Source organism: Mesorhizobium sp. M0518 (assembly GCF_040321125.1).
GTDB lineage: Bacteria > Pseudomonadota > Alphaproteobacteria > Rhizobiales > Rhizobiaceae > Mesorhizobium.
On record NZ_JAMYQY010000007.1, the window covers coordinates 201,436 to 220,378 of the forward strand.

Genomic DNA, 18,943 nt, shown 5'->3' on the forward strand with positions numbered 1-18,943 from the left:
GCTGCCCGCTTGTCAATAAAAAGGTGTGACCTTTTTTGGGTATTTTGCCCGAAAGCATAAGGTAGTTCCTTTAAAAGCATGTGAATTACCTTAAAATCGGTCAAGAGCATCAGTTCGGGAAACCAGATGGCCCAGTCCAAACGACACGGCGAGATCCTGCGTCTCGTGCAGGAAGAGGGCACCGTCACCATCGCCAGTCTGGCCGACCGGCTGGGCGTGTCGCTGGAGACGGTGCGCCGCGACGTCAAGCCACTGACTGGTGATGGCTCTGTCCTCAAGATGCATGGCGCCATCGGCCTGCCGTCGATGATCGGCGAAGCGCCGTTCGAGCGGCGTATGCGTGAGAACGCCGACGCCAAGCGCGTCATTGCCCGCATGGTCGCCGCCACCATACGCGACGGCGAATCGATCATGCTCGACACCGGCACGACGACCTCGTTCCTTGCGCGTGAACTGCTTGGCCACCGGCGCCTGACGGTCGTCACCAATTCCTCGGATATTGCCCGCACGCTGGCCACCATCAACGGCAACAAGGTCTACATGGCGGGCGGCGAGCTGCGCAGCGATTCCGGCGCTGCTTTCGGCGCCTCGGCAATCGATTTTGTCAGTCGTTTTTCGGTCAGCCACGCCATCATTTCCACCGGCGGCGTCGACGCGGTGATGGGCGTCATGGATTTTGATCTGGATGAAGCCGAGTTCGCCCGCATGGTGCTGTCGCGCGGCCAGCGGTCCCTGGTCATCACCGATCACTCGAAATTCGGCCGTCTTGGTCTGGTCCAGGTCTGCGGCTTCGACAGCTTTTCCGAACTCGCCACCGATCGCTCGCCGCCGCACGACCTGGCCGCCGCCCTTGCGCAGGCCGGCGCGCGGCTTAGCATCGCCGACGAGGAAGCCGGGTTTTAGCCAAACACCAGCGACTGGTGGGCGCAGACGCCCGCAAAGGTGCCAGCCGATACCGCAAAGGCGATGTTGTGCATCGAACGTGCCGCGTCGCCGGCGGCGTAGACGCCGGGCACGGTCGTCTGCTGCCTGTCATCGACGGTAATTATCGGACCGAGAAGGCCTTCGGTGAAGCCGCAGCCGAGCTGTTCGGCCAGCGGGCTGGCCATGGTGTTGCGCGGCGCGGTGAACATCGCCCTGACGCCGGCCTTTCGGCTATCGTCGAGGTGGACGATCAACCCGCCGGAGCCGTCTTCCCGCAGCTCGGCAACGCTGGTGGGCTCAAACCGCACCTTTCGGCTCTCCAGCGCGCGCATCTGCTCTGTGTCAGGCTCGAACAGGCCGTTGCCGAACAGCGTGACATCGCCCCAATCGGCGATCAATTGCGCCTGATGCAGGGACATCGGGCCGGTTGCGAGCACGCCGAGCGGCCCGCCGGAAACCTCGTAGCCGTGGCAATAGGGGCAGTGCAGCACTTTTCTGCCCCAGAGCTCGGCAAGACCGGCAACCTCCGGCAGGATATCGCGCACCCCGGTGGCCAGCACCAGCCGTGTGGCGCCGAATGTCTCGCCGCCGTCGGTGGCGATTTCGAAATCGCTGCTGTCAGCAGCAACGGCCTTGTCCGCACGCCTGTCGACAACCCTGGCTGTCGGATAGGCCAGCAGCTGCCGCCTTGCGTCATCCAGGATTGCGCCGGGCGCGCGCCCGTCATGTCCGAGGAAGCCGTGCGAATGCTCGGCAAAGCGGTTGCGCGGCTGGCCGGCGTCGATCACCAGCACCTTGCGTCCTGCGCGCGCCACCTGGATGGCGGCGGACAGGCCGGCAAAGCTGCCGCCGACGACGGCAAGATCATACTGCATGGCTGGAGACTCCAATGAGGTCAAAACGGCGGCGGAAATCGGCGGTCAGGTCGGCCAGCGTGATGCGGCTCAGTTTCTCCGCCAGCAGCTTTTCGGCGGCGATGCGAAAATCGTCGAGCACGGCGATCACCGCCTGCTCGACGAGGCAGCCGGGGCTTTCCGGCTCGGTGCTGAACGGCAGCAGCGTCTCGCCAAGGGCGACGCTGATCTCGGCCAAGGATATTTTCTCGGGCGCCCGCCCGAGCAGCCAGCCGCCACCGTGCCCGCGCGACGAGGTGACGATGCCGGCATCGCGCAAGCCTGCGATGGTGCGACGGACCACAACCGGATTGGTGTGGATGAAGGTGGCAAGCTGCTCGGAGGTCAGCGCCTGTTCGGGCTTCTCGGCCATGTGGACGAGAATGTGCAAGGTCGAGGACAGTCGGCTGTTGCGCTTCATGTAACTTAGTTAGTTACGATTTGCGAAGCCGTCAAGTGTTCGCCGGTTGCCACTTCCCAGCATCGCGTCCGCCGTGTTTAGTCCGGCCATGGCTTTCACCATCCGCCAGTTGCAGTTCTTCATCGCCGTCGCCGAGCAAGGCACGGTCTCGGGCGCCGCGCAGAACCTGTCAATCTCGCAATCGTCGGTCACCGAAGCGATCAAGGAGCTCGAAAGCGATCTCGGCGTCGAACTGTTCGAACGCCATCCGCGTGGCCTCAACATCACCCACAAGGGCCACCAGTTCCTGCGCCACGCGACGAAGATTCTCGCGGACGTTTCCGACGCGCGCCGCTCTTTCTCGGGCGAGCAGACGGTGGCGGCCGGCCGGCTGCAGCTCGGCGTCACCTCACTGGTCGCCGGCTATGTGCTGTCGGATCTGCTCGCCCGCTACCGCCGCGCCTATCCCGGCGTCGAGGTCTCTGCCATCGAGGACAATGGCGATTATCTCGAACACCTCCTGATCGGCGGCAAGCTCGACATTGCCGTCATGGTCACCTCCAATTTGCGCGACCGCACCGCGTTGCAGTCGGAAATCCTCGAAGTCTCGGCCTATCGGCTGTGGCTGCCGCTCGGTCATCCGCTCGTCGGCGCCGACATCATCGGCATTGGCGACATTGCCTCCGAAACGCTGATCATGCTGACCGTCGACGAGATCGAGGAGAATACCGGCAAGCTGCTGACGGCGATCGGCGCCAAGCCGCATGTCGCCTTCCGCACCCGTTCCGTGGAGGCCGTGCGCAGTCTGGTCGCCACCGGCGCCGGTGTGGCGCTGCTGCCCGACCTCGTCTACCGGCCCTGGTCGCTGGAAGGCGACCGCATCGAATCGCGCGACATTTCCGGCTCCTTGCCGGTGGTCCAGGTCGGCATGGTCTGGCGGCGCGGCTCCGGTCTGCCGCAGGCGGCGCGCGATTTCATCGGCCTTGCCCAGTCGCAACGGACGGTCCGCCAGCGTCCCTGAGAGATCGACTGCCCACCTATCGGAAAAACCGATATCGCCCTTCTGATAAATGAATTTGCGAAACCGGAGTTTTCAAAGCACTTTCGGTCCAGGGACCAAAGCCGCCATCAGAGCGGCATCAAGCCCAACGGACGAACTGACAGTTTTCAGTCCGCGCGTGACCCCTAGCGAAGACCGAAACCGGCTTTCAGGGTCAGGCGCCTAAATGGGAGATCGACAATGAATTCATTCCTGAAGTCATGCACTGCTCTGACGGTCGCGCTGACCTTTTCCGGTCAGGCCGTCGCCCAGGTCAAGGAACTTGGCAAGGGCGAAGGCCAGGTCAACATCGTTGCCTGGCCGGGCTATATCGAGCGCGGCGAAACCGACAAGGGCTATGACTGGGTGACCTCCTTCGAGAAGGAGACCGGCTGCAAGGTCAACGTCAAGACCGCCAACACCTCCGACGAGATGGTCTCGCTGATGAATGAGGGCGGCTTCGACCTCGTCACCGCTTCAGGCGATGCCTCGCTGCGCCTCGTTGCCGGCAAGCGCGTGCAGCCGATCAACACCGATCTCATCCCGAGCTGGAAGACGGTCGACGAGCGCCTCAAGGACGCGCCGTGGTTCACCGTCGGCGGCGCCCATTACGGCGTTCCTTACCAGTGGGGCCCGAACGTCCTCATGTACAACACCGACGTGTTCAAGGAGGCTCCCAAGAGCTGGAACATCGTCTTCGAGGAAATGAAGCTGCCTGACGGCAAGTCCAACAAGGGCCGCGTCCAAGCCTATGACGGGCCGATCCACATCGCGGATGCCGCCAACTATCTGATGTTCCACAAGCCGGAACTCGGCATCAAGGACCCCTACGAACTGAACGAGGATCAGTACAAGGCTGCGCTGGAATTGCTGCGCGTCCAGCGCACGCTGGTCGGCCGCTATTGGCACGACGCCGCCATTCAGGTCGACGATTTCCAGAACGAAGGCGTCGTCGCTTCCGGCTCGTGGCCGTATCAGGTCAACACGCTGGTCGCCGCCAAGAAGCCGGTCGCGTCCACCATCCCGGAGGAGGGCGCCACCGGTTGGGCCGACACCACGATGATGGAAGCCGATTCGGCCAACCCAAACTGCGCCTATATGTGGATGGAACATTCGCTGTCGCCCAAGGTGCAGGGCGATGTCTCGGCCTGGTTCGGTTCGCTGCCCGTCGTGCCCGCCGCCTGCAAGGGCAACGAGCTTTTGACCGACGAAGGCTGCAAGACCAACGGCTACGAGAATTTCGACAAGATCAAGTTCTGGAAGACGCCGGTGTCGAAATGCACCACCCAGAACGACCAGTGCGTGCCCTACTACCGCTGGGTGTCGGACTATATCGGCGTCATCGGCGGGCGGTGATTTTTCTTACCCTCCCTCTCGTGGGGAGGGTCGACGCATAGCGTCGGGGTGGGGTCGGCTCGGCGTTTTTCGAGGCACCCCCACCCGCGGCTTCGCCGCGACCTCTCCATAAGGGGGGAGGTAGGACGTCGCGCGACATCAGCACACCAAACCGGCAACGGACTGACAGCCCATGACCTCCGCCGTCTCCTTCCAGAAAGCCTCGCGCCATTTCGGCAGCGTGCGCGCCGTCGACGCGGTCGATCTCGATATCGCGCCGGGGGAATTCTTCGCCATGCTCGGGCCGTCCGGTTCCGGCAAGACCACTTGCCTGCGCCTCATCGCCGGCTTCGAGCAGCCGACATCGGGCTCGATCTCGATCTTCGGCGAACGCGCCGAGGGCGTTCCGCCCTATCGCCGCAACGTCAACACCGTGTTTCAGGACTATGCGCTGTTCCCGCATCTGAACGTGCTCGACAACGTCGCCTACGGGCTGATGGTCAAGGGCGTCGGCAAGGTTCAGCGGCACAAGGCGGCGGAAGAGGCGCTGTCACTGGTGCGGCTGCCCGGCTATGGCGCCCGCCGCCCCGGCCAGCTTTCCGGCGGCCAGCGCCAGCGCGTCGCGCTCGCCCGTGCGCTGGTCAACCAGCCAAAGGTGCTGCTGCTCGACGAGCCGCTCGGCGCGCTCGACCTCAAATTGCGCGAGAACATGCAGGAGGAGCTGAAGTCGCTGCAGAAGGCGCTCGGCATCACCTTCGTCTTCGTCACCCACGACCAGGGCGAAGCACTGTCGATGGCCGACCGCGTCGCCGTTTTCAACGACGGCAAGATCATGCAGATCGGCACGCCGGAGGATATCTACCAGCGGCCGAAGACGCGTTTTGTTGCCGATTTTGTCGGCTCATCGAATGTACTGCCACCGGATTTCGTCCAGCGTTATTCCGGCCAGCATCGCTGGGGGAGTCTCCGCCCTGAATCCATTCGCGTCGGCCGCGCGGCCAGCGGGGGCACAAGTGGTGAAGGCGTGTCCGCCCGCCTCGTCTCGACCAACTATCTCGGCGCCACGACAAAACTGGCGCTCGACGCCGACGGCCTTCGACTGCACGCCATCGTGCCGGCCGGCACGGCCTTGCCTGGGGAAGGCGAGGCGGTCGTGCTGACTTTCAACCGCGAGCACCTGCATCTGATGGACGAGCCGGCATGATGAAGGTTTGCGCATTGCACCCCCCTCTGTCCTGCCGGACATCTCCCCCGCAAGGGGGGAGATTGGCTGTTACCACTGGCTTCGCCAGCTTCCAACGCTGCAGAGCCGGTGAGGCGGACAAGCTGCTGATCTCCCCCCTTGCGGGGGAGATGTCCGGCAGGACAGAGGGGGGTGTGAAGGATCTCGGCCTCTCATACATCCTCCATGAGTACAGAGCTCCATCATGACGACCGCCGCGCTCAGCTCCAATCCCGCGCCCGCCATCCTGCCGGGCAGCGGCGGCCTGCGTGGCGCGCTGTCGGACCTTTTCTGGCGCAAGCCGAAGGTCCTGCTGTTGCTCATGCTGCTGCCGCCGGTGCTTTGGCTGGGCATCGTCTATATCGGCTCGCTGTTTGCGCTCCTGGCGCAGAGCTTTTTCTCCATCGACGAGTTTTCCGGTCTCATCAACCGTGAGTTCACGCTCAAGACCTATGGTGACCTGTTCCAGGCCGCCAATCTCGATATCATCCTGCGCACGGTGACGATGGCGGCTCTGGTCACGCTGGCCTCGGCCGTCATCGCTTTCCCCATCGCCTACTACGCGGCGCGCTATGCGCGCGGTCGCTGGAAGGCCTTGTTCTATCTCGGCATCATGCTGCCGCTGTGGTCGAGCTATCTGGTCAAGATCTACGCCTGGAAGCTCATCCTGGCCAAGGAAGGCATCCTCACCTGGCTCCTCGCCAAGCTGCATTTGTTGTGGGTGCTCGACGCCTGGCTGTCGCTGCCGATCGTCGGCGGCAATTCGCTGTCGGTATCGTTCACCGGCACTTTCATCGTCTTCGTCTATGTCTGGCTACCGTTCATGATCCTGCCGGTACAGGCGGCGCTCGAGCGCGTGCCCGGCAATCTCGTCGAGGCCTCGTCCGATTTGGGCGCTTCGCCCGGCCAGACCTTCCGCAACGTGCTGTTCCCGCTGGCGCTGCCGGGCATCGTCGCCGGTTCGATCTTCACCTTCTCGCTGACGCTCGGCGACTATATCATCCCGCAGATCATCGGCACCTCGCGGCTGTTCATCGGCCAAGCCGTCTATTCGCAGCAAGGCACGGCCGGCAACATCCCGCTCGCCGCCGCCTTCACCGTGGTGCCGATCGTCATCATGGGCTTCTATCTCTGGGGCGCCAAGCGCATGGGGGCCTTCGATGCGCTCTGATGGTTCCCAGTCGGCGCCGCTCGGCCTGAAGATCGCCGCCGCCTGCGGCCTGCTGTTCCTGCATCTGCCGATCCTGCTGATCTTCGTCTACGCCTTCACCACCGAGGAGAAGAGCTTCGTCTGGCCGCCGCCAGGACTGACGACGCAATGGTTCGCCGTCACCTGGAACCGGCCGGATGTCTGGCAGGCATTGTCGCTGTCGGTCAGGGTTGCCGCGATCTCGACGGCGATCGCGCTCGTCCTCGGCACGCTCTGTTCGGCGGCGGTTTCGCGGACAAAATTCTTCGGCCGCGAAACCATCTCGCTGCTGGTCATCCTGCCGATCGCGCTGCCCGGCATCATCACCGGCATCGCGCTGCGCTCGGCCTTTTCGCTGGCAGATATCCCGTTCTCGTTCTGGACGATCGTGCTCGGCCACGCCACCTTCTGCGTCGTCGTCGTCTACAACAATGCCGTCGCCCGCTTTCGCCGCACCTCCGGATCGATGATCGAGGCGTCGATGGATCTCGGCGCCGACGGTTTTCAGACCTTCCGACATGTCGTGCTGCCCAACATTGCCACGGCGCTGCTTGCCGGCGGCATGCTGGCCTTCGCGCTGTCCTTCGACGAGGTCATCGTCACCACCTTCACCGCCGGCCAGCAGCAGACATTGCCGATCTGGATGCTGGAAGAGCTGATCCGTCCGCGCCAGCGCCCGGTGACCAATGTCGTCGCCATGGTCGTGGTGCTGGTGACGCTGCTGCCGATCCTTGCCGCCTATTACCTCACCCGCGACGGCGACCAGATTGCGGGCAGTGGAAAATGAAATCAGCGAATAGGGAGTGACGAATAGCGAATAGGGAAGATCGACAGTCAAACCCTACTCGCTATTCGCTACTCGCTACTCGCTCCTGTTAAGGAGAAACCTTATGGACACCCAGATGCTGATCGGCTCGAGATTCGAGAAGGGCACCGAAACCGAGGAGCCGATCCTCAATCCAAAGACCGGGGCGACCATCCTCAGCCTGCCCGAGGCCAGCCAGGCACAGATTGAGGCGGCGATCACTGCCGCCGAACAAGCGTTCGTCTTGTGGTCGCGCACCACGCCGGCGCAGCGCTCCGGCTATTTGCTGAAGATCGCCGACCGCATCGAGGCCGATGCCAAGGAATTCGCCACGCTCGAGGCGCTCAATTGCGGCAAGCCGATCAACGCCGTGCTCAATGACGAAATCCCGGCGATCGTCGACTGCTACCGCTTCTTCGCCGGAGCCGTCCGTTCGATGCCGGGCGTCGTCGCCGGCGAATACATTCCCGGCCATACTTCGATGGTCCGCCGCGATGCCATCGGCATCGTCGCTTCCATCGCGCCGTGGAACTATCCGCTGATGATGATGGCCTGGAAGCTGGCGCCGGCGATCGCCGGCGGCAACACCGTCGTCTTCAAACCGTCCGAGCAGACACCGCTGACGGCGCTGAAGCTGGCGAAAATCCTTGCGGACATCTTGCCCGAAGGCGTGGTCAATGTCGTGCTCGGCCGCGGCGACAGCGTCGGCAACACGCTGATCAACCATCCCAAGGTCAACATGATCTCGATCACCGGCGATGTCGCCACCGGCAAGAAGGTGCTGCAGGCAGCTGCCAAGTCGGTCAAGCGCACGCATCTCGAACTCGGCGGCAAGGCGCCGGTCATCGTCTTCGACGACGCCGATCTTGGCGCCGTGGTCAACGGGCTGCGCGCCTTCGGCTATTACAATGCCGGCCAGGACTGCACCGCCGCCTGCCGCATCTACGCCGGCAGGAAGATCTATGACAAGCTCGTCGCCGATCTCTCCTCGGCCGTCTCGACCATCAAATACAACCGTCCCGACGACACCGAAAACGAGATCGGTCCGCTGATCTCGCGCCGTCAGCGCGACCGCGTGTCCAGCTTCGTCGAGCGCGCCTCGGAACTGAAGCACATCGAGATCACCACCGGCGGCAAGCCGGGCGAGGGATCTGGTTTCTACTACCAGCCGACTGTCGTTGCCGGCGCCCTGCAGGAAGACGAGATCGTGCGCCGCGAAGTGTTCGGACCGGTCGTCTCGATCACCCGTTTTTCGGAAGTCGACGAGGCGGTGAACTGGGCCAACGACAGCGACTACGGCCTGGCGTCATCCGTATGGACCAAGGACGTGTCGCGCGCCATGGCGACGGCCGCCCGCCTGCAATATGGCTGCACCTGGATCAACACCCACTTCATGCTGACCAACGAGATGCCGCATGGCGGGTTGAAGCAGTCCGGCTACGGCAAGGACATGTCGCTATATGCGCTCGAGGATTATACCGCCGTGCGCCATGTGATGGTTGCGCATGGGTGAGAGGTGGTCCGCGTAGCGGACGAAAAGCCAATTGCTTGGCTTTTCGAGCTTCGAACGCCCGGAGCCTGCGTAGGGCCGGGCGTGGCTATTTTCTCTTCTCCCCGTTCACGGGGAGAAGAGTCGCTACTCCACAACGCGATAAATATTCCACAGGCTGGTGCCCGACACGACATAGGGCTCGATCTCCTTGCCCCATTTTGCATGCCCGTCGATCTTGCCGATCTTGGCGAAGAACGCCTCCAACTGGGCCAGGCTTTCGACCTGGTGATGGGACTCGACCGTCGCCTCCCGCGCGCCGATCGAACCGGTCATGATCTGGAATTCCAGCTCGTCGAGGCCGACCTGCGAGCCGATCTCGCGTTCCCATTTCTTCAACAGGTCGAGCACGGTCTGCTTGTGCCCGAACTTGGCGTCGATCTGCCATCTGGCGCTGAACATCGTCTTCTCCTCCAGCTTTGCGGCCCAGGCCGCGATTGATCCACCGGCTGTTGGTCTACTCGTCCCAGGCCTGCACGACGGTCTGCCTTGCGATCCGCCCGTCCTTCAGCTCCAGCATCGCCGCGCAGAACACCTTGGTGCCGTCCGGATAGGCGCAGGCCTGGGTGAAGGCGAGACTGTCGCCGTCGGCGATGGTGGTATCGACCTTGTGGGTCATCGCGCGGCTGCAGATGTCGTCCCAGAATGTGGTGATCGCGGCGCGCCCGCGGATTTCACGCGGCTTGCTCGGCGGGTTGTTGCGGTCGATCACCCGCACCAGCGCGTCGTCGGCGTAGAAGCTCGACAGCATCTTTCCATCACGGGTTTCGATGGCCTTCTTGATCGCCGCGCCATCCACTGTTTGGGTCTTGGTCAGCATGTCATTCTCCATTGGCCCGTCTTCCGGGCGGTTGATGGTCGAAGTGCTGCCCGGCGCTTGTCGCCAGGCAGTGGTTTTTACTGCGACTTCGCCTTGACGGCCGCGAACACGTCGTCGGCCTGCTTCTTGAAGGTCGTCAGATCGACCTGGCTGCCGTTGAGCATCGTCGACCAGTGGCGCACGATCGCGGACATCGCCACCGCCTCCTTGATCTCCTCGTCGCTGGCGCCGTTGAGCCTGGCCGCCTCGGTGTGGAAATAGATGCAATACTGGCACGGGATTTGTGCTGCGACGGCGAGGCCCAGCAGTTCCTTGGTCTTGCCGTCAAGCGCCGTCTTCGGGTTGAGCTGCACGCCCTTGATCTCGGCCCAGGCGCCGGCGACGGCCACATCCGGCAACGTCTTGAACATGTCCGGCACCGAGCCGAGCGTCGCCTCAATGTCCTTGTAGGTCGCCGCCGCGGACGCATCCTCGGCCTTTGCCGGAGCGATGGCGAACAGCGCTCCAATGCCTGCCGCTATCACAAGCGATTTGAGTGTTTGGTTCGACGTCAGCATTTCCTCCTCCGTTCGCAGCACCTTTCCGGCGACATCCGCCTGGCCTGCATGGGAGAATTGATAGCGCCTAGCCGCCCTTGGCCGCTTCGCCCGAAAGCGCCATGGCTCTCATGGCCCGTGCGGGCCAGGGTGCCTGACTGAGAACGCCGCCGCCGCCGCCCGCGACGGCAGGTCCAGCTTGAGCAGTATGTTGGCGACATGGCGCTTGACCGTGTGTTCGCTCAGCCTCAATTCGGCGGCGATCGCGGCATTGCTCTTGCCGTCGGCGACGAGGCTCACCACCTCGGTTTCGCGCGCCGTCAATGCGGCAGGCTCGGCAGCCTTGGGTTTGGGCCGGCAGGCGGGTTCCAGGTGTTGTTCGGACGTCGCATGGACCAGCGCCAACGGCTCCTCCAACTCGTCGACGCTGATGCGCCCGGCGTCGGTGAAATGCAGGCCCGACCCAGCCGCTAGATCGGCGATCAGACGCGACGCGATAATGTCGCCGCGGCCGGCATGGGCGGCTAGTTGCATCGCCACCCGCGCCGTCATCCCAACGGGCGGACCGCGCACTTCGATCTCGCCGACATGCGCCCCTTGCGCGCTTGCCACGCCGATTTCCTGCGCCGCCTCGCGCAGCGCCGCCGCGCAGCGAATGGCGCGTGCCGGGCCATCGAAGCGCGAAATCATCAACTCGCCCTGCAGGCCCACAGAGCGCCCGCCATGGCGCCCGACCAGCAGCTGCCAGGTTTCCTGAAAGCGTTGGCTGCGTTCGCTCCACATGCGGTCGCCGAGCCGCGCCGTGTCGTAGATGCGTGTCACCAGCAGCGCCGCCAGCACACGGTCCACTTCGCCTACGGCGCGCTCGCCGGTCAGGAATTCCTCGATCAAGTCGGCCACCCCATCGACATCGCCGGTCCAGATCGGATGATCGCGTCCCGGAATCTCGACGAGCCGGGCATCGGGAATCTTTTGCGCAAGGAAGCGGCTGGCATCGGGGTCGACCCGCGCATCGTTGCGGCGATGTATCACAAGCGTCGGCGCGCTGATCACGCTCAGGATATGGCGGATGTCGACGTCGGCGTTCATGCGCCACAGCGCCGCCGCCGAAGTCGGGCTCGCCGATAATCGTTCGAAACGTGCCCACCACTGAGCGAAATGCGCGTCGTCGACCCGGCTCGGCGCGAAATGGGGCAGCGTGGCGCCGGTGCCCCAGGCTGTCTCCGCCATCTCGATGAAAGCGTCGAGGCGTTCGCGCGACATCACCCATTTGTGGAAATGCGCATAGCCGCCATAGAGCGCCAGAGCTCGCGTCCGCTCCGGATAGGTGGCGGCGAACAGCATCGCCATCGGCGCGCCTTCGGAGGAGCCGAGCAGGGCTGCACGGCCGCTGCCGGCGGCGTCCATAACCGCGCGCACATCGTCCATCCGCGTTTCGAGACTGGGCAGGTTATGCGCGTCGACGCGGTCGGAAAGACCGGTGCCGCGCTTGTCGAACAGGATCAGCCGCGAGAATGCCGAAAGCCGCTTCAAGAGCCTGGTATAGCCCTCGTCTTCCCAGTGCAGGTCGAGGTTGGAAATGAAACCCGGCACGAAGACGAGATCGAACGATCCCTGCCCGACCACCTGATAGGCGATCCGCACATCGCCGCTACGGGCGTATCGCGTCTCGATCGGCCTCACGAGATTTCCACCCCGGCCTGACGATTTCTGGTCGTCAAACCATAGCAGAACAGCGCAGATTGCCGCAGCTAAACTTTAGCGATGGAGAATATAAGCCGGCGCGGCTTGGCGACTATTCCTGCGAGGCGGCGACATCGGCAGGGGAGGGCTCGAGTCCGAGTTTGAGGTCGGCCGCAGCCGGCGTGATCGGCCGCCTGATCCTGGCGGAGGCGGCCACCACCAACTCGTTGAAGTTCCCGGTGCCGTCGTCCAGCATTTCGAAGAACTGCCGCCGCATCCTCGGCTCCCAGAACTTGTTGATGTGCTCGGCGACGCCGGCAATGCCTTCCTCGCGCGGCTTGGAATGGAAGAAATCGGCGATCTGGTTTGCCATGCGCACCAGCTTGTCGGCGGTGCTCATAATGTGTTCTTCGTCATGCGACATGCTTGGCAACTCCGCAAACCACCCGGTCGGGGTGGGTGAAAATATCAAAATCGTCGCCGCGAACCAGCGCCACCAGCGTCATGCCGGCCTCTTGCGCCGTGCGGATGGCAAGTGCGGTCGGCGCCGAGACGGCGATGATGAAGGCCGAGCCGATAGAAGCCGTCTTCTGCACCATTTCAACCGAAACCCTGGATGTCACCACGACAGCACCGGATGCGCCGTCGATGCGGGCTTTGGCCAGCGCGCCGGCCAGCTTGTCGAGCGCATTGTGACGGCCGACATCTTCGCGCGCCATGACGATGCCCTTGCCAGGTACATAGAAGCCGGCGGCGTGCACGGCTCCGGTCTCGGTGTGCAGCGGCTGCACTTTCGACAGAAGCTTGACCGAACGGACAATGTCGTCGGCATCAAGCGTAAGCTTTGAAGCACCAACCGCATCGACCGAGCGCATTGCTTCCTCGATCGATTCGATGCCGCAGAGCCCGCAGCCGACCGGGCCGGCGAGCCTTCGCCGCCGCGCTTCAAAACGAGTGTTGGCTCGGTCCTTCAGCCGGATCTGGATGTCGATGCCGGCGCCATGGTCCTCGACCTCGATCGCTTCGATCTCATCCGGTAACGAGATGATGCCTTCGGTCAGCGAGAAGCCGAGCGCGAAATCCTCGAAGTCGGCCGGGCTCGCCATCATCACGGCGTGGGTGGTGCCGGCAAAGGAGAACGCCACCGGCGTCTCTTCCGGCACCATGCGGTCGGCAGCAGCCGTGCCGCTGGCGCGATGCGCCAAGCGGGAAATTTGGCTGAGAGGCTGGCGGGTACGCATCAGGTTCGCTTCATCCAAACAGGCGCCAATTCGGGAACATCATGGGCAATGGCTTCAAACGCCTCGTAGTGTCCGTTGCCCATTATCTTGCCGACGATGCTCCGAAGCTTTTCGAAATCCTCTTTGGCAGCATGTCCCTGAATATCACTTAGGAAGCGATCCAGATCGGCGCCTTGCTTCTCACAAAGGCGAAGGAGCATTTCGTAGGCTTCCTTTCGAGTCACCTTTGTTCCTCCGTCATTGCAACGTCGCCCTCATTTTATCGAAAGCGAGGTTCCCAAAAGCTATTCCGCCGCTTCCAGCTTCGCGATGCGCCGGCTCTGCTTGGCCTGCTCGTCATAGTCGCGCTGCCATTCCGACGGTCCGTTGGAGGCGCCGACCTGCACCGCCGTCACCTTGTATTCCGGACAGTTCGTCGCCCAGTCCGAGAAGTCGGTGGTGATGACGTTGGCCTGCGTGTCCGGATGGTGGAACGTCGTGTAGACCACACCGGGCGACACCCGGTCGGTGATCAGCGCGCGCAGCGTCGTTTCGCCCGAGCGGCTCGTCAGCCGGACCCAGTCGCCGTCGCGCAAGCCGCGGTTCTCGGCATCGTGCGGGTGGATCTCTAGCCGGTCCTCCGAGTGCCACATGCTGTTGTCGGTGCGCCTGGTCTGCGCGCCGACATTGTACTGCGACAGGATGCGGCCGGTGGTGAGCAGCAGCGGGAAGCGCGGCCCCGTCCTTTCGTCCGTCGCCACATATTCGGTCCGGATGAACTTGCCCTTGCCGCGCACGAACGCATCGATGTGCATGATCGGGGTGCCGAGCGGCGCCTTCTCGTTGCAGGGCCATTGCACGGATCCTACGCGGTCGAGCAACTCGAAGGAGACGCCGGCAAAGCTCGGCGTCGTCATCGCGATCTCGTCCATGATCTCCGAGGGATGCTGATAGTTCCAGTCCAGCCCGATCGCGCGGGCAAGCTCCTGCGTCGCCTCCCAATCGGCGTAGCGCGCCTTCGGCTCAAGAACCTTGCGCACCATGTTGATGCGGCGCTCGGCGTTGGTGAAGGTGCCGTCCTTCTCCAGGAAAGTCGAGCCCGGCAGGAAGACATGCGCATAGTTTGCGGTCTCGTTGAGGAACAGGTCGTGCACGACGACGCATTCCATCGCGGCAAGGCCGGCGGCGACATGCTTGGTGTCGGGATCGGACTGCAGAATGTCTTCGCCCTGGATGTAGATGCCCTTGAAGCTGCCGTCGACGGCGGCGTCCAGCATGTTGGGGATGCGCAGGCCGGGTTCGTCGTCCAGCTTCACGCCCCACAAGGTCTCATAGATATCGCGCACGGCTTCGCCGGAGATGTGGCGGTAGCCGGGCAGTTCGTGCGGGAAGGAGCCCATGTCGCAGGAGCCCTGCACGTTGTTCTGGCCGCGCAGCGGGTTCACGCCGACGCCGGGCCGGCCGATATTGCCGGTGGCCATGGCGAGATTGGCGATTGCCATCACAGTGGTCGAACCCTGGCTGTGTTCCGTCACGCCGAGGCCGTAATAGATCGCGCCGTTGCCGCCGGTGGCGTAGAGACGCGCAGCACCGCGGATCAGCTCGGGATCGACGCCGGACAATTTGCCGACGGTTTCGGGGCTGTTTTCCGGCAAGGCGACGAACGATGCCCAATCCTGGAACTCCGTCCAGTCGCAGCGTTCGCGGATGAAGGCTTCGTCGAACAGGCCCTCGGTGACGATCACATGCGCCAGCGCCGTCAGCACGGCCACATTGGTGCCGGGCTTCAGCGGCAGGTGGTAATCCGCTTCGATATGGGCCGACTTGACCATCTCGGTGCGGCGCGGATCGAGCACGATCAGCTTGGCGCCCTGGCGCAGCCGCTTCTTCAGCCGCGAGGCGAACACCGGGTGGGCGGAAGCCGGATTGGCGCCGATGATGACGGCGACGTCGGTGAAGTCGACGGAATCGAAATCCTGCGTGCCAGCGGAGGTGCCATAGGTCTGGCCGAGCCCGTAGCCCGTCGGCGAATGGCAGACTCGTGCGCAGGTGTCGACATTGTTGTTGCGGAAACCTTGCCGCACCATCTTCTGGACTAGGTAAGTTTCCTCATTGGTGCAGCGCGAGGAGGTTATGCCGCCGATCGAGGTGCGTCCATACTGGTACTGGATGCGGCGGAATTCCTTGGCCGTATGGGCGATCGCCTCTTCCCAACTCACCTCGCGCCACGGGTCGGTGACCTTTTCCCGGATCATCGGCGACAGGACGCGGTCCTTGTGGGTGGCATAGCCATAGGCGAAACGGCCCTTGACGCAGGAATGGCCGTGGTTCGCCTTGCCCTCCTTATAGGGCATCATGCGAACGACTTCGTCACCCTTCACCTCGGCCTTGAATGAGCAGCCGACGCCGCAATAGGCACAGGTGGTGACGGCGGAGCGCTCCGGCAGGCCCTTGGCAAGCACCGTCTTCTCACGCAGCGCATCGGTTGGACAGGCCTGGACGCAGGCGCCGCAGGACACGCATTCCGAATCGATGAACGCCTCGTGCATCCCCGCCGAAACCCGGGATTCGAAGCCTCGTCCCTCGATGGTCAGCGCGAAGGTGCCCTGCACCTCTTCGCAGGCCCGCACGCAGCGCGAGCAGACGATGCATTGCGAGGCATCATAGGTGAAATAGGGGTTGGACTCGTCGCGGGCGATGTAGTCGACCGCCAGCGAGCCATGGCCGGGCGCCACGCCACCTTCCGGCTTGACGTGGTTGCGACCTTCGATGCCGTAGCGGTTCTCGATCAGGCCGATCGACTTCGCCATTGCATCGAACTCGCTGGCGCCGGTTCCGGCCTGTTCGTTCCAGCCGGTCGGATGGTCGGAGACGTAGAGTTCCATGACGCCTCGGCGAATGGCGTCGAGCCGCTCGGTCTGCGTGCGCACGATCATGCCTTCGCCGACGGGCGTCGTGCAGGACGCCGGCGTGCCGCCACGTCCTTCGATCTCGACAAGGCAGACACGGCACGACCCGAAGGAGTCCAGCATGTCGGTGGCGCAAAGCTTCGGGATCTCGACCCCGCCCTCCATGGCCGCACGCATGATCGAGGTGCCTTCCGGCACGGTGATGCTGCGCCCGTCGACGTTCAGCGTGACCTGCTTCTGCGCCTTCGATTGGGGGGTTCCGTAGTCGATCTCTTCGACGAGGGAGGGGAAGTCGGCCTTGATGTTCATCTGCCAGCTCCTATTCGGCAGCCACGCGCACGGGCGCTGGCTTGAAGTCGTCGGGGAAATGGGTGATCGAGCTCATCACGGGATAGGGCGTGAAGCCGCCCAGCGCGCAGAGCGAACCAAACTTCATCGTGTTGCAGAGATCGGTGACCAGAGCGAGGTTCTTCTCCGGCTCAATGCCCGCAACTATTCTGTCGATGGTCTCAACCCCGCGCGTCGAGCCGATGCGGCAGGGCGTGCATTTGCCACAGCTTTCGATGGCGCAGAACTCCATGGCAAAGCGCGCCTGTTTCAGCATGTCGGCGGTGTCGTCGAACACCACGATGCCGGCATGGCCGATCAGCCCGTCCTTGGCGGCGAAGGCTTCATAATCGAATGGCGTGTCGAACAGCGCGCGCGGGAAATAGGCGCCGAGCGGCCCGCCGACCTGCACGGCCTTGACGGGGCGCCCTGTGGCCGTGCCGCCGCCGATCTCGTCGACGATCTCGCCCAGCGTCATGCCGAAAGCGGCTTCGAACAGACCGGCATATTTGACGTTGCCGGCGATCTGGATCGGGATCGTGCCGCGCGAGCGGCCCATGCCGAAATCCTTGTAGTAGGCCGCACCCTTGTCCATGATGACAGGCACCGAGGCCAGCGAGATGACGTTGTTGATCACCGTCGGCTTGCCGAACAGCCCTTTGTGAGCCGGCAGCGGTGGCTTTGCCCGAACCATGCCGCGCTTGCCCTCGAGCGAATCGAGCAGCGCCGTCTCCTCGCCGCAGACATAGGCGCCGGCGCCGACCCGGATCTCCATGTCGAAAGCGTAGGGTGAGCCCAGCACGCTGGCGCCAAGAACGCCAGCCTTGCGGGCGATCTCGACGGCCTTGTTCATCATCGCCACCGCATGCGGATATTCCGAGCGGACATAGACGAAGCCCTTCGTCGCGCCCGTGGCTATACCGGCGATCGTCATGCCTTCGATCAGCACGAAGGGATCGCCCTCCATGATCATGCGATCGGCGAAGGTGCCCGAATCGCCTTCGTCGGCGTTGCAGACGATGTATTTGCGGTCGCCTGCGGCATCGAGCACCGTTTTCCACTTGATGCCGGTCGGGAAGCCGGCGCCGCCGCGCCCGCGCAGGCCCGACTCGGTAACCTGGGCGACGATGGCGGCAGGCGTCAGCGCCAGCGCGTTCGTCAGTCCGTTCAACCCGCCATGCTTCTTGTAGGATTCGAGCGAAAGCGGATCCGTGACGCCGCAGCGCGCGAAGGTCAGCCGCGTCTGCTTGGCCAGGAAGGGGATCTTGTCCGGCGTGCCCAGCCAGCGTTTGTGGTGGCCGCCGGTGAGAAAGCCGCCGTCGAACAGGCCTTTGACGTCGGATGGTTTGACCGGCCCATAGGCGACGCGGCCATTGGCTGTCGCGACTTCGACCATAGGCTCGAGGAAATAGGCGCCGCGCGAACCGTTACGCACGATCTTGGCTTCGATGCCGCGCTCGGCGAGTTCGCCGGCGATCGCCTTGGCGACCTTTTCGGCGCCCAGCGCCAGCGCACCGGAATCGCCTGGAATGTAGATACGCGGGATCATGAGCGCACCTCTGCAACGATCTCGTCGAGCTTCTCGTCATCGAGCCGCCCGATCACCTCGCCATCCAGCATTGCGGCGGGCGAACAGGCGCACAGGCCGAGACAATAGACCGGCTCCAGCGTCACCGAACCGTCGCGGGTCGTCTCATGGAAACCGATGCCCAGCAATTGCTTCAGCTTGGCGGCGATGGCGTCCGAACCCATCGACTGGCAGGATTCCGCCTGGCAGAGCTTCAGCACATGCCTGCCTGCCGGGTGGCTGCGGTAATCATGATAAAAGCTGACGACGCCGTGCACCTCGGCCCTGGAAATGTTCAGCGCCTCGGCGATGACCGGCAGCGCATCCTTGGGCACATGGCCGAACTCTTCCTGGATGCCGTGAAGGATCGGCAGCAATGGGCCTTCGAGGCCCTTCATCTCCTGGATGATCGCGGCCGTGCGCGACGTAATCTCGGTACTTGCAGGCTGCATTGTCATGCAGCGCCCTCCCTATCGTAGCGACCATACATATCGGCCAAGAGCATCAAGCTGTTTTGGAACAACG

19 protein-coding genes are annotated in these 18,943 nt (G+C 63.6%); 7 read left to right on the forward strand and 12 right to left on the reverse strand.

The annotated features are described in order from the left end of the window. The first annotated feature begins 126 nt into the window (after positions 1 to 126). Entirely contained in the window at positions 127 to 903 is a 777-nt protein-coding gene (locus tag NKI66_RS12735) for a DeoR/GlpR family DNA-binding transcription regulator (protein WP_023811670.1), read from the forward strand. On the opposite strand, the gene NKI66_RS12740 is transcribed toward NKI66_RS12735, so the two are convergent. Together NKI66_RS12740 and NKI66_RS12745 are read right to left on the reverse strand one after the other, a co-directional pair. Continuing rightward, positions 900 to 1,799, reverse strand: a complete 900-nt coding sequence (locus tag NKI66_RS12740) for an NAD(P)/FAD-dependent oxidoreductase (RefSeq protein WP_023811671.1) — start codon at positions 1,797 to 1,799, stop codon at positions 900 to 902. The two genes, NKI66_RS12735 and NKI66_RS12740, sit on opposite strands and share 4 nt — an antisense overlap. Further along, a complete protein-coding gene (locus tag NKI66_RS12745) occupies positions 1,789 to 2,238 on the reverse strand; it encodes an RrF2 family transcriptional regulator (RefSeq protein WP_023811672.1) in 450 nt (149 codons plus the stop codon). The genes NKI66_RS12740 and NKI66_RS12745 overlap by 11 nt, the downstream gene beginning before the upstream one ends. 88 nt (positions 2,239 to 2,326) lie before the next feature. On the opposite strand from NKI66_RS12745, the gene NKI66_RS12750 reads away from it, so the two are divergent. The 6 genes from NKI66_RS12750 to NKI66_RS12775 all read left to right on the forward strand — a co-directional run bounded on the left by NKI66_RS12750 (position 2,327) and on the right by NKI66_RS12775 (position 9,320). After that, positions 2,327 to 3,238 carry a LysR family transcriptional regulator gene (locus tag NKI66_RS12750; protein WP_023811673.1) on the forward strand — a complete coding sequence of 304 codons (912 nt, stop codon included), beginning with the start codon at positions 2,327 to 2,329 and terminating at the stop codon, positions 3,236 to 3,238. 219 nt (positions 3,239 to 3,457) lie between these two features. Next, entirely contained in the window at positions 3,458 to 4,612 is a 1,155-nt protein-coding gene (locus NKI66_RS12755; RefSeq protein ID WP_023811674.1) for an ABC transporter substrate-binding protein, read from the forward strand. A 172-nt stretch (positions 4,613 to 4,784) separates the two neighbouring features. Continuing rightward, positions 4,785 to 5,795 carry an ABC transporter ATP-binding protein gene (locus NKI66_RS12760; protein WP_023811675.1) on the forward strand — a complete coding sequence of 337 codons (1,011 nt, stop codon included), beginning with the start codon at positions 4,785 to 4,787 and terminating at the stop codon, positions 5,793 to 5,795. A gap of 223 nt (positions 5,796 to 6,018) precedes the next feature. After that, positions 6,019 to 6,984, forward strand: a complete 966-nt coding sequence (locus tag NKI66_RS12765) for an ABC transporter permease (protein WP_023811677.1) — start codon at positions 6,019 to 6,021, stop codon at positions 6,982 to 6,984. Then, positions 6,974 to 7,789: an ABC transporter permease gene (locus NKI66_RS12770; RefSeq protein ID WP_023811678.1), complete on the forward strand. Its 816-nt coding sequence runs from the start codon at positions 6,974 to 6,976 to the stop codon at positions 7,787 to 7,789. Before NKI66_RS12765 ends, NKI66_RS12770 begins: the two co-directional genes overlap by 11 nt. A gap of 103 nt (positions 7,790 to 7,892) precedes the next feature. After that, complete coding sequence (locus NKI66_RS12775) at positions 7,893 to 9,320, forward strand: gamma-aminobutyraldehyde dehydrogenase (protein ID WP_023811679.1); 1,428 nt, start codon at positions 7,893 to 7,895, stop codon at positions 9,318 to 9,320. Positions 9,321 to 9,443: 123 nt separating this feature from the next. Here the strand turns inward: NKI66_RS12775 and NKI66_RS12780 are convergent, their stop codons facing one another. The 10 genes from NKI66_RS12780 to NKI66_RS12825 form a co-directional block, all read right to left on the reverse strand. Next, positions 9,444 to 9,758, reverse strand: a complete 315-nt coding sequence (locus NKI66_RS12780; protein ID WP_023811680.1) for a hypothetical protein — start codon at positions 9,756 to 9,758, stop codon at positions 9,444 to 9,446. A 55-nt stretch (positions 9,759 to 9,813) separates the two neighbouring features. Continuing rightward, the gene (locus NKI66_RS12785; protein WP_023811681.1) at positions 9,814 to 10,176 is read right to left on the reverse strand and encodes a nuclear transport factor 2 family protein; all 363 of its coding nucleotides are present in this window, start codon (positions 10,174 to 10,176) and stop codon (positions 9,814 to 9,816) included. Positions 10,177 to 10,253: 77 nt separating this feature from the next. Then, on the reverse strand, positions 10,254 to 10,733 hold the full coding sequence (locus NKI66_RS12790) for a carboxymuconolactone decarboxylase family protein (protein WP_023811682.1): 480 nt from the start codon (positions 10,731 to 10,733) through the stop codon (positions 10,254 to 10,256). A gap of 108 nt (positions 10,734 to 10,841) precedes the next feature. Next, a complete protein-coding gene (locus NKI66_RS12795; protein ID WP_352719599.1) occupies positions 10,842 to 12,395 on the reverse strand; it encodes an alpha/beta fold hydrolase in 1,554 nt (517 codons plus the stop codon). 112 nt (positions 12,396 to 12,507) lie between these two features. After that, complete coding sequence (locus NKI66_RS12800; RefSeq protein ID WP_352610808.1) at positions 12,508 to 12,819, reverse strand: formate dehydrogenase subunit delta; 312 nt, start codon at positions 12,817 to 12,819, stop codon at positions 12,508 to 12,510. Continuing rightward, positions 12,809 to 13,636, reverse strand: coding sequence for a formate dehydrogenase accessory sulfurtransferase FdhD (gene fdhD / locus NKI66_RS12805; RefSeq protein WP_128304839.1), 828 nt, complete (start codon positions 13,634 to 13,636; stop codon positions 12,809 to 12,811). The genes NKI66_RS12800 and fdhD overlap by 11 nt, the downstream gene beginning before the upstream one ends. Next, positions 13,636 to 13,836, reverse strand: a complete 201-nt coding sequence (locus NKI66_RS12810; RefSeq protein WP_155930580.1) for a thioredoxin domain-containing protein — start codon at positions 13,834 to 13,836, stop codon at positions 13,636 to 13,638. The genes fdhD and NKI66_RS12810 overlap by 1 nt, the downstream gene beginning before the upstream one ends. A gap of 84 nt (positions 13,837 to 13,920) precedes the next feature. Further along, complete coding sequence (fdhF, locus tag NKI66_RS12815; protein WP_352751781.1) at positions 13,921 to 16,833, reverse strand: formate dehydrogenase subunit alpha; 2,913 nt, start codon at positions 16,831 to 16,833, stop codon at positions 13,921 to 13,923. A 10-nt stretch (positions 16,834 to 16,843) separates the two neighbouring features. Next, positions 16,844 to 18,400: a formate dehydrogenase beta subunit gene (locus NKI66_RS12820; RefSeq protein ID WP_352751783.1), complete on the reverse strand. Its 1,557-nt coding sequence runs from the start codon at positions 18,398 to 18,400 to the stop codon at positions 16,844 to 16,846. Continuing rightward, positions 18,397 to 18,876, reverse strand: coding sequence for a formate dehydrogenase subunit gamma (locus NKI66_RS12825; protein ID WP_023811689.1), 480 nt, complete (start codon positions 18,874 to 18,876; stop codon positions 18,397 to 18,399). Before NKI66_RS12825 ends, NKI66_RS12820 begins: the two co-directional genes overlap by 4 nt. Positions 18,877 to 18,943: the final 67 nt, after the last annotated feature.